Genomic DNA, 13,433 nt, shown 5'->3' with positions numbered 1-13,433 from the left:
GACCCCGCGGACCCCGCCGCCGACTGCGGCGTGACCGGCGGCTGCGGATCGTGCGCCCTGCAGGGCATGTGCGAATCGGAGAGCGCCACCACCCGGTAGGACAGCGCGGGGAGGCCTGTGTGGAGCCCGCGTGGGGGGCCCGGGTGGGGGCCCGCGTGCCGGCCCGACCGGTGGCCCGCTCCCCGCACGCTGCCTACGGTCAGAGGTCCATCCGACCCACACCGTGAAGGAGCTCGCCATGGCCCAGAAGTCCACGACAGAGTCCACCAAGGACGTCGTCGACATCCTCACCGCCGACCATCGCGAGATGATCGGGCTGATCGAGATGATCGAGGAGACCACCGACCCCAAGGAGCGCCGTTCGCTGGCCGACTCCGTGATCGCCGAGGTGACCCGGCACTCGGTGGCCGAGGAGTTGTTCGTCTACCCCGTCTACGAGCGCGAGGTCCCGGACGGCGGCGACGAGGTCGAGCACGACAAGGAAGAGCACCAGGAGATCGAAGAGGTGATGAAGGAGCTCGAGGGCCTGGACTCCGAGAGCGCCGAGTTCATCGCCACCGTGAAGCGCTTCAAGGAACTCCTCGATCACCACGCGGACGACGAGGAGAGCGACCAGTTCCCCAAGTTGCGGGCAGCCGTCTCCGCCGAGGACCTGCTCGACCTGGGCCGGAAGGTCGAGGCGGCCAAGAAGATCGCCCCCACCCGTCCGCACCCCGGATCCCCGCACTCCGAGTTGTTCCACATGACCCTGGGGCCCGGTGTCGGCATGGTGGACCGGCTCCGCGACGCCCTGAGCGGTCGCCTCAAGAACACCTGACCCGACCGGTCCTGGTCCGGGCGCGGGCGTCTGCAATCGCGGGCGTCCGTGCGACTGGTCTGTACGGCTAGAACAGCACCCGGATCAGGACGGCGGTGAGGCCGCATCCGGCCATCACCAGCACCATCGCCACCAGGCCGATGTTGTAGCGGACCTGGGTCTGCTGGACCTCTCCGGCCCGGACGAACCGCCCCACCCGCTGTTCGTGGTGCAGCTGCACCCTGAGCAGCGCGAGCAGGGGAACCACGATGAGGGTCGCGAAGACGGCCGCCCACACCCACGAGGTCTCGGCGATCAACTTGGCCACCAGGATGATGTTCACCGTCACCACGGCCCAGGTCCGCGCCCACGACAGGCTGGTGCGCTCGGCCTGGAGTCCGACGTCGGGCGGGACGGCCTCCGGGCGCACGCCGATCCGCCGCCGCGGGGCGCCTGCGCTCATGCGATGGTGCCGCCGAGGATCGCGACGACCAGCAGGATCGCACCGGTCGCGATGCCCAGCACCAGGAGGATCGACGCCTGCGGGACCGGAAGCGGCCTGTTGTGACGCATGGACGCCTCGATCCGGATCCAGCGTCGGAACGACACGGTGGCCAGCAGCGCCGCCATCACGAGGAGTACGCAGGCCAGCGGGGTCCGGATGATCTCAGGGATCTCGTCGCCGGCGAAGGCCTCCATCGCCACGGCGCCGGCCATCAGGCCGAGGCTCGTCCGGATCCACGCCAGGAAGGTGCGCTCGTTGGCGAGCGTGAACCGCGGGTCCGGTTCCTCGCCGTCCCGCAGCGACTTGGGCCGCCACCCCTGTCCGACTCGCTCCGTCATCCCCCGAGCCTATCGGCCGCCCCTGCGGGCCTCGTGCGGACCGCCCGCGGACCGGGGTGATGAAATGGGTCGATGAGCTTTCTGCGTCGCCTCCGGATCGAGCCGTTCATCCTCGCGATCCTGGCCGCCGTCGTGGTGGCGGCGGTGCTGCCGGCGACCGGAGGCGCGGCGACGGCGCTCGGGTGGGTCACCACCGTGGGGATCGCCGTCCTGTTCTTCCTCTACGGCGCGCGGTTGGAACCCCGGGAGCTGCTGGCCGGTGTGAAGCACTGGCGGTTGCACTCGGTGGTGCTGGCGGCGACGTTCCTGCTGTTCCCGGCCCTGGGGCTCCTGGGCAGGTGGGCGCTCACGCCGGTACTCGGTGAGCCGCTGGCCGCCGGTTTCCTCTTCCTGACGCTCGTCCCGTCCACCGTGCAGTCCTCGATCACCTTCGTGGCGATCGCCCGCGGCCACGTGAGCGCCGCCGTGGTCTCCGCGTCCGTGTCCAATCTGCTCGGGGTGGTCATCACTCCCCTGTTGGTCTTCGCGCTCATGACCAGGGACGGATCGGTGGTCATCACGTGGGACTCGGTCGGGAAGATCGCCCTGCAACTGCTCCTGCCGTTCGTCCTGGGCCAGCTGCTGAGGCGGTGGGTCCTGCCGGTCACCACGAGGATCAAGCGCCTCGCGCTGTTCGACAAGTCGGTGATCGTCCTGATCGTCTACGCGGCGTTCTCCGACGGGGTCGCCGACGGCATCTGGTCGAGGGTGGGGCCGGCCCAGCTCGCGTGGCTGATCGCCGCGTGCTGCGTCCTGCTCGCGGTGGTGCTGGGCCTGACCGCGCTGCTCTCCCGCGCGCTCGGGTTCGCCGACCGCGACAAGAGGGTCGTGCAGTTCTGCGGGTCCAAGAAGTCCCTGGCCACGGGGCTGCCCATGGCCGCGGTGCTGTTCGTCGGCCAACCCGTCGGACTCCTGGTGCTCCCCCTGATGCTGTTCCACCAGATCCAGCTGATCGTGTGCGCGTGGCTGGCGGGCCACTACGGCCGTGCGGAGGGAACCGAGGCGCCCGCGGAGTGAGGCGGGCACGACCCAGCTAGGAGCGGTTCTGGTCCAGGAACCCGAGCACCGCCGCCGACACCTCCACGGGGCGTTCCTCCGGCGCGAAGTGACCGCAGTCGTCGATCACGTGGAGGGCACTGCCCGGGATCGCCCGGTGCAGCCGGTGGGCGTGATCGATGACCTGCCAGGTGTCGTCCGCACCCCAGATCAGTTGGACCGGGACCTGACCCAGTGTGTGCAGCCTGTCGCTGATCTCCATGGTGTGCACGGGGTCGTAGTGCGCGACCTGGTGCTGGAACAGGCTCGGTTGACCGATCGGTCCGCTGATAAAGTCCACGTACACGTCCAGGGCCTCCGGGTCGAAGCCCGTGGGGTCGCTGTGCGTGGACAGCAGCCACTCGCGGAAGTGCTCGCGGTGCTCGTCGTCGGGCTTCTTCGCCAACACCTCCAGCCCGTCTGCCATCTGCTGCCGGGTCCGCTCGGAGGGGTAGGTGTCAAAGCTCACCACGTCGATCAGTGTGAGCGTGCGCAGGCGCTCGATCGAGCGGACCCCGAATCGCTGGGCGACGCCGCCGCCGATGTCGTGGGCGACCAGGTGGAACGAGTCCAGTCCCCACAGGTCGAGAAGCCCGTCCAGGACCGCGACGTTGCCGGTGATCGACGTGTCGACGGCCGGGTCCCACGGTCGCTCCGACAGGCCGTACCCCAGCAGGTCGAACACGTGCACGCGGTACCCGGCGTCGACGAGCCGGGGCACGATGTTCCGCCAGATATATGACGACGACGGGGTGCCGTGCACCAGCACCACAGGCTCCCCGGCCCCGTGGACGCCGTGGGCGACGCGGTGGCCGCCGATGACGGCATGGCTGTCGACGACGTGCGCCATATCGGACCTCCGATGCTGCTGTTCCCCGGTCACGGTAGGCGTTCCGGCCTCAGGCTCAGCCCGCGAAGTCCGCGACGAGCCGCTCGGCCAGTTCCGCGGAGGACTGCGGGTTCTGGCCGGTGTAGACGCCCCGGTCCACCACGACGTACGAGCCCCACGGCTCGGCGGCCGAGGAGTAGTCCGCGCCGAGCTCGACGAGCTTGTCCTCGAGGAGCCAGGGGGCGTTGGCCGCCAGTCCCACCTGCTCCTCCTCGACGTTGGAGAATCCGGTCATTCGGTAGCCGGCGAACGGCGAGGAGGCCGGGTCCTCGGACGCGGCGAGCACGGCGGCGGGGGCGTGGCAGAGCAGGGCCACGGGCGAGCCGGCGCTCACGCGCTCGGTCAGGATCGCCCCGGACGTCTGGTCGCGGGCCAGGTCCTCGAGCGGGCCGTGGCCGCCGGGGTAGAAGACCAGGTCGTACTCCGAGTGGTCCACGGACGCCAGGTCGACGGGCGAGTTCAGAACGGGGGCGAGCTGGTCGAGCGAGGCCTTGACCTTCTCGAGGGTCTGCGGATCGCCCGCCCCCTCGCCGAGGCTGGCCTGGTCGACCGTGGGCGCGCGGCCCCCGGGAGTGGCCACGGTGACGTTCCACCCGGCCCCGGTGAAGACCTCGTAGGGCGTGACGAACTCCTCGGCCCAGAACCCGGTGGGGTGCGCGGAGCCGTCCTTGAGGGTCCAGTGGTCGGCGGCGGACAGGATCATGAGGACGCTGGTCATGGCCGCGACCCTACGGAGGTCACGCTGAACCGCAACTGAACGCGTCCGGGGTGTTTCGGGTCACAGACGACGCGGGGTAAGCGAATGCTCTCCGGGTTCCCGAGCCCGTGATCCTCAGACGGCCCCCCGCCCTACCAGCAGCGATTCGAATGACACCCATGTTGACGATGTATCAGCAGGTCAACGCGCCGGAACAGCGTTCCCATTCTTAGTCGACGAAGCAATTGCAGGCCGCGGAAGCCGCGCCTTAACGTTCTCACCGCACGAGCTGAGTGGCTCGTGAGTGAACGAGGACGGCGTTCGGTTCGGATGACCGGGAGGGCGGGTATGAACGGCGATACGTCGGGGAGAGCGACGGGTCCGATGAGGGCATCGCTCGCGCTCGCCGGACTGGCGGTTCTCGGCGCCTCCGCGGGGGCCGCTGCCGCGGTTCTCACGGCCGGGCAGGCCGGAGGGGTGGATGGAGTGTCGACCGGGGCTCCGGTCGCCCAGGCCGGGTTGACCACCACGGCCACCCCGGTCCGGTCCTCGACGACGACTCCGCCGCCGCCGCCCAGCCCTGCCACGTCGACCGCCTCGGTCACGCGGGAGCCGCCGGCATCGTCCACCTCCGAGGAGCCCGCGGTTCGACCTGTCCCGGCTGAGGCCGCCGCACCTGTTCGCATTGCACCGGCGCCGGTCAGGCAGGCCTACCCTGCGGCTCCGGTACCCGGTCGCGCCCCTGCACCCGCTCCCGCGCCACCACCCGAACCTGCTCCTCCACCAGCGCATGCACCGCCGGCCATCACCATCCCGTTGATCCCGGTGCAGCCTCCACCAGTCGTTCAGCCGAAGCACGTGACCATCGGCTGACGTTCCAGAGAATCGACGAAAGGACCCACCATGGACCCCATCACCTTTCTCATCGGCCTGGGCGCGGTAATCCTGCCGTACCTCGGTCCCGCCGCGGCTCTCGGCATCTCTCCGCTCGCCGCCGGTATCGGCGCCGCCGGACTCGGTACCGGCAGCGCAGTCTCCGCTCTCGGACTCGGTGGAGCCGTCGCGGCGAACCCGTTCACCGGCGCGGGTCTGCAGAGTGCGAGTGCGGATGGCTTCAACAACGGCGCTGCCGCTGTTGCGGGGGCTGTCAACGGGCTGAACATTCCGGGAGTGCACCTCACCGTCAATTGACGCCCGGCGTCCACCGCGCCCTGCTACGCCCCGACTCCGGTTGGGTCGCGGCAGGGCTACGGTGCTTGAATAGCGCGATGACCAGCGTGACCTATCTGCAGCAGACCGACGCGTCCTGGCTGCGCCCGGCTCGCCGCGCGGACCTGACGATCTCCCGGGTCTTCCCGGCCGAGCCCGCCTTCAACTCGCAGATGTACCGCGAGATCGGCGCCGACTGGAAGTGGACCGACCGACTCGACTGGTCGGACGGACACTGGGCCTCCTACTGCGCAGACCCCTGCGTCACCACCTTCCGGGCGACCCGGGGCAGCGAGGTCGCCGGGTTCGCCGAGTTGCGCATGAGCCCGTGCGGGGACGAGCCGGGTTCGGGCCACGGGGACCCGGCCGACGGGGTCGATGTGGAGATCGTCTATTTCGGCCTGCTCCCCCGCTTCGCCGGCCTGGGACTCGGCGGATGGTTCCTCTCCGAGACCGTCCGGATCGCCTGGCAGGTCCCGGGGTGCCGCAGGGTCTGGCTGCACACGTGCGGGGACGACTCCCCGGCCGCGATCCCGAACTACCTGTCCCGCGGGTTCGTCGAGTACGCCCGGGAGGACACCGGCTGCGCGGCCTGCACGGCCTGACTCACTGCTGGGTCAGCCGGCTCAGTGACCGTCCACCCATTCGCGAGACCAGTTTCTCCGAGACGGCACCGAATGCCTGCAGCTCGTCGTCGTCGAGCCCGTCGAACAGCCACTCCGCCAGCGCGACACGCGCCGACACGACCTCCTCGACGATCCGACGCGACTCGTCGGTGAGGTTGACCAGACGGACCCGCCGGTCGTCCGGCGGCATGGTCCGGACCACGTGTCCGCTGGCGACCAGCCCGTCGACGAGGGCGGTGACCTGGCGCGGCGAGCAGTCCAGGAAGGTCGCCAGCTCCACCTGCTTGCACTCGCCCTCGAGCCCCAGGACGAACAGCAACTCCAGTCGCGGCACCGTGAGGCCGTAGTTCGCCGCAGCGCGCTCGATCGAACCCGACATCTCCTCGGCCAGCATCAACGCGCGATCGAGAATCTCACTCCCAGACAGTGCCACGCGTATATAGTTACCACTATTCACCTTTCCCACACCTGCCGACCGGCGGTGGACGAGGCGCAGGAGACATCGTGAACGTGACCATCCCAGCAGGATTCGACTTCACCGACCCGGACCTGTTCGAGAAACGACTCCCGCACGAGGAGTGGCGCCAGTTGCGGCAGACCGAACCGATCCACCGCGTCGACAAGCGTCCCGGGTCGGACGGCTTCGACGACGACCACTACTGGCTCGTCACCAGGCACGCCGACGTCAAGGAGATCTCGCGCCTCACCGGCGAACTGTTCTCCGCGGGGGAGAACACGATGATCCCGCGGTTCTCCGAGGGAACCGACCGCTCGATCATCGAGGCCCAGCGGTCGATGCTGGTCAACGAGGACGGTGAGATCCACAAGAAGCACCGCCGTATCATCTCCCGCGGCTTCACCCCACGCGGCGTGGCCGGCATGCGCGAGGAACTCGCCGACCGCGCGCGCAAGATCGTCACCGCCGCCGCGGAGTCGAACGCCGACGACTTCGTCACCGCGATCGCCTCCGAGCTCCCGCTCCAGGCGATCGCGGATCTGCTCGGCGTTCCGCAGGAGGACCGCCACAAGATCTTCGAGTGGTCCAACATCATGACCAGCTACGACGCCGGGGGCGACCCCGACGCTCCCGCCATCGCGTCAATGGAACTCATCGGGTACGCGAACACCATGGCCGAGGACCGTGCCGCCAACCCGCGGGACGACATCGTGACCAAGCTCGTCCAGGCCGACGTCGACGGAGAGCACCTGTCGCCCGAGGAGTTCGGCTGGTTCGTCACCCTGCTGTCCGTCGCCGGCAACGAGACCACCCGCAACGCCACCACCCACGGCATGGTGGCCATGCTGGAGAACCCCGACCAGTGGGAGTTGTTCAAGCGCGAGCGCCCGGAGACCGCCTACGACGAGATCCTCCGGTGGGCCTCACCGATCACCCAGTTCCAGCGGACCGCCATGGAGGACGTCGAGATCGGGGGCGTGTCCATGGCCAAGGGGGATCGCGTGCTGATCTGCTACGGATCGGCGAACTTCGACGAGGACGTCTTCGAGGACCCGTTCACGTTCAACATCCTCCGCGACCCGAACCCCCACGTGACCTTCGGTGGGCAGGGTCCCCATTACTGCCTCGGCGCCAATCTGGCGAAGATGCAGCTCGAGATCATCTTCAACGCCGTCGCCGACTATTTCCCCGACCTCACCGCGCTGGGCGAACCCACGCGGCTGCGGTCCGGCTGGCTCAACGGCCTCACCGAGTGGAAGGTCGACCTGGGCACCTGTCCCGTGGCCCACTGAGCTTCTGGAATCGGCCGGGCCGCTGTGGTTCCGCGGAGCCGCTCCTCCCGGTGAACTCTCGCCTGCCCCCTGCCCGTGCGGCAGTGCATCGGGGGACGCGCGTGCCGGTCTCACCCGAGCCAGGCTCCCAACAGCATGTAGGTGGCGGTACCCACGATGATGCTCGCCGCCGCCCGTCGCCACACCAGGTGCACAGCCAGGGTGAGAGCCAACGCGGCTCCGGCGGGCAGCCAGGAGCCGAGGGCGGCGGTGGTGTCGCGCAGGGTGTAGACCACCAGCACCACCATCACGCCGGCCGGCATCGTGCGGCCCAGGTAGCGCACGACCCGCGAGTCGCGGAGCCGGGTGAGCGCGACGAACGGGGCGGCGCGCAGGGCCATGGTCACGACGAACATCACTCCCAGCCCGGCGAGCAGATAGCCGGTTCCCGGCACCGGGGCACCGGTCAACGGTGAGCTCACGCCGGTTCCCGCCCTTCGCGGGTCGCCCACGCGTACCGCGCGATCAACACGGCCACGAACGCGCACAGCCCCACGATCAGCATCTGCTCCGGGGCCAGCCACGCCGCCACCAGACCGCACACCAGGCCGATCACGGGGGCCGGCAGGTCTCCCGAGGCACGCCACGCGTCCACCGCGAGGACGGCGAACAGCGCGGTCAGCGCGAACTGCAGACCGTCCAGCCCGGCGGGCAGAGCGGCCCCGACCAGCGCGCCGACGATGCCGGGGACCACCCACAACGTCTGACAGGTGAGGGAGATGGTCAACGTCCGCGCCCCCGTCATCTCCGTGCGGCGCTTGGTGGCGGTGATCGCGTAGACCTCGTCGGTGAGCGCGTAGACGGCGTAGAGGCGGCCGAGACGCGAGCGGATGGCGTCCAACGGGAAACTCAGTCCGTAGAAGACGTGGCGGAAGTTGACCAGGAACGCCGCAGCGGCCAGCGAGTACAGGGGAGTGAGGGCCGAGAGCAGACCGATCGCCAGGAACTCCATGGACCCGGCGTAGATCACCACGGAAAACACCGGGGCCCACCACCACGCGAATCCCGCCTGGGTGAGCAGGACCCCGAACGCCAGTCCCAGGGGGACCAGACCGAGTCCGACCGTGGAGCAGTCGGCCAGACCCTTGCGGATCTCTGCGCTGGTAGAGGGGGTGGACGGCACGCGGAGCAGTGTAGCGACCGCGGGGGTCTGGTCACCCCCGACAGGACGGGGCACACTTGGTGGCGTGAGCGTGCGCGAGGCCACTCCGCCGCCCGGGGTCAGGCGGCTCATCTCGTATGCCGTCGAGGGGATCGGCCCGCGGCCGCAGCGGCCACCACACCGGGGGCTGCCCTCCTCCACCCTGACCCTCGTCGTCGCCACGGACGCTCCTCTGCTGTGCTCGTATTCCTTCGCGGACTGGGCCCGACGGGAGGGGGTACGCCACGACGTCTGCCTCGGCGGGTTCCACACCCGACCCGTCTACCTGCAACGGCCCGACCGCGAGGAAGGAGTCCAGGTCGCGGTGCACCCCCTCGCCGCGCGGCGCCTGTTCGGGATGCCGGCGGCCGCTCTCTCCGAGCTCACGCACGAGGGCGAGGACGTCCTCGGTTCCCGGGTCCGGGCGCTTCACTCGCGGGTGGCCTCGGCACCCGCCCGTGACCGCGCCGACCTCGTGGCCGAGGGCCTGGCCTCGGCGGCGGACAGGTACGAACGCGTACCCGGTCCGCGCCGGGAGGTGGTGGGCGCGTGGCGACTGCTCGAGGCCTCCGGTGGTCGCATGCGGGTGTCCCGGGTGGCCTCGGAGGTCGGGGTGACGCCCCGCCACCTGTCGACGCTCTGCAGGGCCGAACTGGGGATCGGGACCAAGGCGCTCGCCGACCTGCTGCGCTTCGAGTCAACTCACTCGGCCCTGCGTGAGGCCGTCCGCAGGGCCTCGGGACCACGTCCGGACGGGCTCCGACTGGCCGACCTCGCCCACGACCACGGGTACGCCGACCACGCCCACCTCGACGCAGCCTATCGGCGGTACGCGGGCACGTCGCCGACGAACTGGATCGGGGAAGAGTTCCGAAACATCCAAGCCTGGCCGCCCGACCCCGGGGGAGACTCACCGGCATGAGTACACACGAACCCGGCGCCGAACCCGCGCCCACCGTCTGGCACTGCTTCCGCTGCACCGACTCCCGGGTCGTGATCGACTGGCTCGTCCAGGCCCTGGGCTTCGTCGAGACCGTCTCGCACACCGAGGGCGGGCGGATCGTCCACGCAGAACTGCTCTGGCCCGAGGGCGGAGGCGTCATGCTCGGGGACGGCGGGCGAGGGGACGACGACCCGCACGCCACACCACCCGGGACGGGTCTCGCCTACGTGGTGACGGCCGATTCCGACGCCGTCTACCAGCGCGCCCGGGCGGCGGGGGCCGAGATCGTCATGGAGATGCACGACACCGATTACGGTGACCACACCTTCTCCGCCCGAGACCCCGAGGGGAACGTGTGGTCGGTGGGGCAGTACCGGGGTCACCCGGCGCCCGGCGCGGCCACCGGGTGACGGCCGGGCACACCGGTCGGGATCACCGGACCCGGTCGGCGCGAGGCACGACGGGCACGGCCAGCGCGGCCACCAGCGCGGCCCCGGCGAAGACCGGCCCGTAACCCCACCGGTCGATTCCCGCCGCGAAGACCGGGGTGATCGCCGAGATCGCGAGGAACTGCGCGGTGTTCTGGACTCCGAGGGCCCGCCCGCTCCAATGGGGTCCGGCGTGTTCGGCGACCGCGGTGAAGGCGAGACCGTTGTCCGCCACGGACAGGACCGTCGCGATCACGGCGAGGGCCACGGCGACGACACCGGGGGCCCCGAACACCTCCGCGGCAGCCAGGACCGCCAGGCCGACCGAGACCGACACGGCAACCGCGCGAAGCGGAGTCAGCCGCGACCCCACCCGGTCGGAGATCACGCCGACGACGATGCGTCCGACCGCACCCAGCAGTTGCGCCACCGTCACGACCGCGCCGGCCGAGACGGGCGACCAGCCGTGCCCGAGGACCAACCACGCGAGCATGAACGACTGCATGAGCGCCTGGGGGAGTACGAGCAGCACCGAGACGCCGTGGATCCGGTGCAGGTAGCGCGACGCCCGGTACGGCGAGGTGGCGAGTGTGGTGGACCCGGGGTCGTGACGGTCCGGCCGGGGAGGATCGGTGACGACGACGAGCGCCGCGACCGCGGAGACCGCAGCCATGACCAGGGGGACCGCCAGCGCGGCCCGGAGACCCTGCGAGGCGGCCAGCGCCGGCATGGACATCGCCGCGACCGCCGCTCCGAGGGGTTGCGACATCTGCCGGACGCCCATCGCCATGCCCCGTCGTCCAGCGGGGAACCATCCCACCACCAGTCGACCGCTCGCCGAGGCCGCCGATGCCGAGGCCGCTCCCGCGAGCAGGAAGCACACGCCGAGGAGGGTCAGTGACGGGGTGACGAGAGCGCCTGCCAGGGCGGCCGTGGTGAGAACGGATCCGCTCACGAGCACGAGCCGCTCTCCGGCGCGGTCGACGAGCCAGCCCCAGGCCACGAGAGTGAGTGCGGTCCCGACCGAGGGCATGGCCACGAGCGCACCCGCGGCGGGGAGCGACAGGCCGGCCACCGAGTGGAGGTAGGGGAGAAGGAAGGCCACACCGGCCACGAACGCCGAGGCGGAGGACGCGGCGAGCGTACCGACGCCGAGGATCGCCCACTGTCGTGGGCCCACCCGGGTCTCGCCGCTCGCTCCTGCCTCCACCAGCGGGAGAATACTCGCGGTCCTACTATCTGACTACTTCGTCTCACATAATGAGACACCCGACCGGGCGGGTCGGATCAGTTCACGTCCCCGTCGTTCACGAAGGTGGCGTAGAGGGGGAGAGGCATCTCCTGGCGACGCAGCACCGTTCCCCAGACGTCCACGTGCGCCGGCGCGAGCAGATCGCTCGGCAGGCTGGGGGCCACGTACCAGTCGCCGCGGTCGAGCTCTCCCTGCAACTGCCCGGGCGCCCAGCCGGTGTACCCCACGAACACGCGCATCCCCTCCACGGAGTCGCGGAGCAGGTCGGGTTCGCTGTCGAGGTCCACCACGTGGACCCTGCCCTCGATCTGCTGCAACCCCTGGTGCATCTCGCCGTCGACGCCCGACCCGAGCACCACCAACGCGATCCCGGTGTCCGGCTTGACCGGGCCTCCGATGTGGAACACGGCCGGTGGCGCACACATCTCCGCCCAGCCGGGCAGGATCGTCTCGACCGGCGTGTCGCTCCGGCGGGTGATCACCACGCCGAGCGAACCGGAATGGTCGTGTTCGATCACGTAGATGATGGCGCGCCGGAAGTTGGGGTCCGGCATGTCCGGCGCCGCGATGAGCAGCGAACCCGCGACGGGATCCCGCTTGTCCATCGCGTCATAGAGGCGGTCGCCGAAGAGGCCTCCGCCACTCAGATCGTCCGGTCCCGTGTCCATGTCCCCATGATGCCCGCGCCACCGCCCGCCCACATCCGCGTCCCCTCGATCGGGTCTCGCTACGGTGGCTCCCGTGACCTCCTTGTCCGCAGGACCGGCCGATCCGACGCGCGGGCGCCTGGCCACGGCGTTGCGCGAGTCCGACGGTCTCGGCCGCCTGTCCACCGCGCGCCTGGCCGCCCTGCTCAGCGAGGGGATCCACCAGGCCGCGCTCGGCGGGATCGTGCTCTTCAGCCCCGAGACCGCCACGACACCGGCGGCGATCGCGGGCGGGTTCGCCGTGATGCTGCTGCCGTACTCGATCGTGGGCCCGTTCGCCGCCGCCGCCCTGGACCGCTGGGACAGGCGGGTCGTGGTGGCGGTGGCGGCACTCGTCAGAACCCTGGCGATCGTCGCCACGATCGCGCTCATCGCCGCCGGTGCCGTCCATTCGGGAGCGGGACTGGCCGCGCTGTTCGGGCTGTCCCTGGTCGCGATCGGACTCGGCCGGCTCATCAACACCGGCATGACCGCGGCCATGCCGCGGGTGGTGCCCGACCGGATCCTCGCCGCCACCAACTCGGTCCTGGTCACTGTCGGGTCGGTGGTGACCGCGGTCGGTGCGGTCGCGGCGTTCGCGGTGCTGGCGGTGCTCGGCGCCGGCGACGCCGCCGTCTCGTGGACCCTCGTGCCCGCCGTGATCACCGCCGTCCTGGGGGTGTGGGCCATCCTCGCGCTTCCCCCACGGCACCTCGGGCCCGACGACGACGAATCCGGCACCGACCCCGGATCCGGCGTGGCCCGGGATGCCGTGACGCTGTTCGCCGGGGGTCTGGCCGAGGGCGTGCGGGCCGCCCGCTCCACAGCCCTGGTCTGGGTCGCGTTGGCCGGGGTCACGCTCGGCCGGGCGGCGTTCGGCATCACCACCATGCTCGCGGTTCTGCTGTTGCGCGACGTGGAGTCCGACGGGGGCGGTGGCCCGGTGGTGGCCGGGATGGGCGGGTTCGGCCTGCTGTCCGCCGCCGTCGCCGGTGGGATGGGCCTGGCCGCGGTGGTCACCCCGTGGGCCATCGCCCGGACCCGGCGGATCCTGGTCGTGG

The 13,433-nt window shown here is 70.6% G+C and carries 17 protein-coding genes; 8 read left to right on the top strand and 9 right to left on the bottom strand.

Annotated elements, in window-relative coordinates; translation table 11 throughout:
* Positions 1-238: 238 nt before the first annotated feature.
* Positions 239-817 (top strand): hemerythrin domain-containing protein, encoded by a 579-nt coding sequence (locus tag G6031_RS11985; protein ID WP_182653370.1) that lies wholly within the window; start codon positions 239-241, stop codon positions 815-817.
* 67 nt (positions 818-884) lie between these two features.
* Here the strand turns inward: G6031_RS11985 and G6031_RS11980 are convergent, their stop codons facing one another.
* Together G6031_RS11980 and G6031_RS11975 are read right to left on the bottom strand one after the other, a co-directional pair.
* The gene (locus G6031_RS11980; RefSeq protein ID WP_182653369.1) at positions 885-1,259 is read right to left on the bottom strand and encodes a DUF202 domain-containing protein; all 375 of its coding nucleotides are present in this window, start codon (positions 1,257-1,259) and stop codon (positions 885-887) included.
* On the bottom strand, positions 1,256-1,639 hold the full coding sequence (locus G6031_RS11975; RefSeq protein ID WP_179523980.1) for a DUF202 domain-containing protein: 384 nt from the start codon (positions 1,637-1,639) through the stop codon (positions 1,256-1,258). Before G6031_RS11975 ends, G6031_RS11980 begins: the two co-directional genes overlap by 4 nt.
* A 72-nt stretch (positions 1,640-1,711) precedes the next feature.
* Between G6031_RS11975 and G6031_RS11970 the strand changes: the two genes are divergently transcribed.
* On the top strand, positions 1,712-2,695 hold the full coding sequence (locus G6031_RS11970) for a bile acid:sodium symporter family protein (protein ID WP_182644717.1): 984 nt from the start codon (positions 1,712-1,714) through the stop codon (positions 2,693-2,695).
* Between the two features lie 16 nt (positions 2,696-2,711).
* On the opposite strand, the gene G6031_RS11965 is transcribed toward G6031_RS11970, so the two are convergent.
* Positions 2,712-3,563 carry an alpha/beta hydrolase gene (locus G6031_RS11965; RefSeq protein WP_182653368.1) on the bottom strand — a complete coding sequence of 284 codons (852 nt, stop codon included), beginning with the start codon at positions 3,561-3,563 and terminating at the stop codon, positions 2,712-2,714.
* 55 nt (positions 3,564-3,618) lie between these two features.
* On the bottom strand, positions 3,619-4,320 hold the full coding sequence (locus tag G6031_RS11960; RefSeq protein ID WP_179523983.1) for a type 1 glutamine amidotransferase domain-containing protein: 702 nt from the start codon (positions 4,318-4,320) through the stop codon (positions 3,619-3,621).
* Between the two features lie 882 nt (positions 4,321-5,202).
* On the opposite strand from G6031_RS11960, the gene G6031_RS11955 reads away from it, so the two are divergent.
* Positions 5,203-5,490: a hypothetical protein gene (locus tag G6031_RS11955; RefSeq protein WP_182644715.1), complete on the top strand. Its 288-nt coding sequence runs from the start codon at positions 5,203-5,205 to the stop codon at positions 5,488-5,490.
* Between the two features lie 77 nt (positions 5,491-5,567).
* Positions 5,568-6,113 carry a GNAT family N-acetyltransferase gene (locus G6031_RS11950; protein WP_182653367.1) on the top strand — a complete coding sequence of 182 codons (546 nt, stop codon included), beginning with the start codon at positions 5,568-5,570 and terminating at the stop codon, positions 6,111-6,113.
* 1 nt (position 6,114) lies between these two features.
* Here the strand turns inward: G6031_RS11950 and G6031_RS11945 are convergent, their stop codons facing one another.
* On the bottom strand, positions 6,115-6,567 hold the full coding sequence (locus G6031_RS11945; RefSeq protein ID WP_304816738.1) for a MarR family transcriptional regulator: 453 nt from the start codon (positions 6,565-6,567) through the stop codon (positions 6,115-6,117).
* Between the two features lie 71 nt (positions 6,568-6,638).
* Between G6031_RS11945 and G6031_RS11940 the strand changes: the two genes are divergently transcribed.
* Positions 6,639-7,883 (top strand): cytochrome P450, encoded by a 1,245-nt coding sequence (locus G6031_RS11940; RefSeq protein ID WP_338404159.1) that lies wholly within the window; start codon positions 6,639-6,641, stop codon positions 7,881-7,883.
* A gap of 110 nt (positions 7,884-7,993) precedes the next feature.
* On the opposite strand, the gene G6031_RS11935 is transcribed toward G6031_RS11940, so the two are convergent.
* Complete coding sequence (locus G6031_RS11935) at positions 7,994-8,278, bottom strand: AzlD domain-containing protein (RefSeq protein WP_179526069.1); 285 nt, start codon at positions 8,276-8,278, stop codon at positions 7,994-7,996.
* 62 nt (positions 8,279-8,340) lie between these two features.
* Positions 8,341-9,045 (bottom strand): AzlC family ABC transporter permease, encoded by a 705-nt coding sequence (locus G6031_RS11930; RefSeq protein WP_182644713.1) that lies wholly within the window; start codon positions 9,043-9,045, stop codon positions 8,341-8,343.
* Between the two features lie 64 nt (positions 9,046-9,109).
* Between G6031_RS11930 and G6031_RS19205 the strand changes: the two genes are divergently transcribed.
* Both G6031_RS19205 and G6031_RS11920 read left to right on the top strand, forming a co-directional pair.
* Complete coding sequence (locus tag G6031_RS19205) at positions 9,110-9,985, top strand: helix-turn-helix domain-containing protein (protein WP_182644712.1); 876 nt, start codon at positions 9,110-9,112, stop codon at positions 9,983-9,985.
* Positions 9,982-10,416, top strand: a complete 435-nt coding sequence (locus G6031_RS11920) for a VOC family protein (protein ID WP_182609913.1) — start codon at positions 9,982-9,984, stop codon at positions 10,414-10,416. The genes G6031_RS19205 and G6031_RS11920 overlap by 4 nt, the downstream gene beginning before the upstream one ends.
* A 22-nt stretch (positions 10,417-10,438) precedes the next feature.
* Here G6031_RS11920 and G6031_RS11915 read toward each other — a convergent pair whose 3' ends face one another.
* The gene (locus G6031_RS11915; RefSeq protein ID WP_347238487.1) at positions 10,439-11,644 is read right to left on the bottom strand and encodes an MFS transporter; all 1,206 of its coding nucleotides are present in this window, start codon (positions 11,642-11,644) and stop codon (positions 10,439-10,441) included.
* A gap of 77 nt (positions 11,645-11,721) precedes the next feature.
* Positions 11,722-12,354: a YqgE/AlgH family protein gene (locus G6031_RS11910; RefSeq protein WP_179523990.1), complete on the bottom strand. Its 633-nt coding sequence runs from the start codon at positions 12,352-12,354 to the stop codon at positions 11,722-11,724.
* A 73-nt stretch (positions 12,355-12,427) separates the two neighbouring features.
* Here G6031_RS11910 and G6031_RS11905 point away from each other — a divergent pair.
* On the top strand, positions 12,428-13,433 hold a 1,006-nt coding region (locus tag G6031_RS11905; RefSeq protein ID WP_182653366.1), incomplete at its 3' end, for an MFS transporter.

It is taken from the genome of Dietzia sp. CQ4 (assembly GCF_014145125.1).
Lineage (GTDB): Bacteria > Actinomycetota > Actinomycetes > Mycobacteriales > Mycobacteriaceae > Dietzia > Dietzia natronolimnaea.
This window is presented reverse-complemented; position numbering and strand designations above follow the sequence as displayed.

Excerpts from the sequence above, each read along its gene's own strand:
- G6031_RS11985 (WP_182653370.1), top strand. The coding sequence starts at position 239 with ATGGCCCAGAAGTCCACGACAGAGTCCACCAAGGACGTCGTCGACATC.
- G6031_RS11980 (WP_182653369.1), bottom strand. The coding sequence starts at position 1,259 with ATGAGCGCAGGCGCCCCGCGGCGGCGGATCGGCGTGCGCCCGGAGGCC.
- G6031_RS11975 (WP_179523980.1), bottom strand. The coding sequence starts at position 1,639 with ATGACGGAGCGAGTCGGACAGGGGTGGCGGCCCAAGTCGCTGCGGGAC.
- G6031_RS11970 (WP_182644717.1), top strand. The coding sequence starts at position 1,712 with ATGAGCTTTCTGCGTCGCCTCCGGATCGAGCCGTTCATCCTCGCGATC.
- G6031_RS11965 (WP_182653368.1), bottom strand. The coding sequence starts at position 3,563 with ATGGCGCACGTCGTCGACAGCCATGCCGTCATCGGCGGCCACCGCGTC.
- G6031_RS11960 (WP_179523983.1), bottom strand. The coding sequence starts at position 4,320 with ATGACCAGCGTCCTCATGATCCTGTCCGCCGCCGACCACTGGACCCTC.
- G6031_RS11955 (WP_182644715.1), top strand. The coding sequence starts at position 5,203 with ATGGACCCCATCACCTTTCTCATCGGCCTGGGCGCGGTAATCCTGCCG.
- G6031_RS11950 (WP_182653367.1), top strand. The coding sequence starts at position 5,568 with ATGACCAGCGTGACCTATCTGCAGCAGACCGACGCGTCCTGGCTGCGC.
- G6031_RS11935 (WP_179526069.1), bottom strand. The coding sequence starts at position 8,278 with ATGTTCGTCGTGACCATGGCCCTGCGCGCCGCCCCGTTCGTCGCGCTC.
- G6031_RS11920 (WP_182609913.1), top strand. The coding sequence starts at position 9,982 with ATGAGTACACACGAACCCGGCGCCGAACCCGCGCCCACCGTCTGGCAC.
- G6031_RS11910 (WP_179523990.1), bottom strand. The coding sequence starts at position 12,354 with ATGGACACGGGACCGGACGATCTGAGTGGCGGAGGCCTCTTCGGCGAC.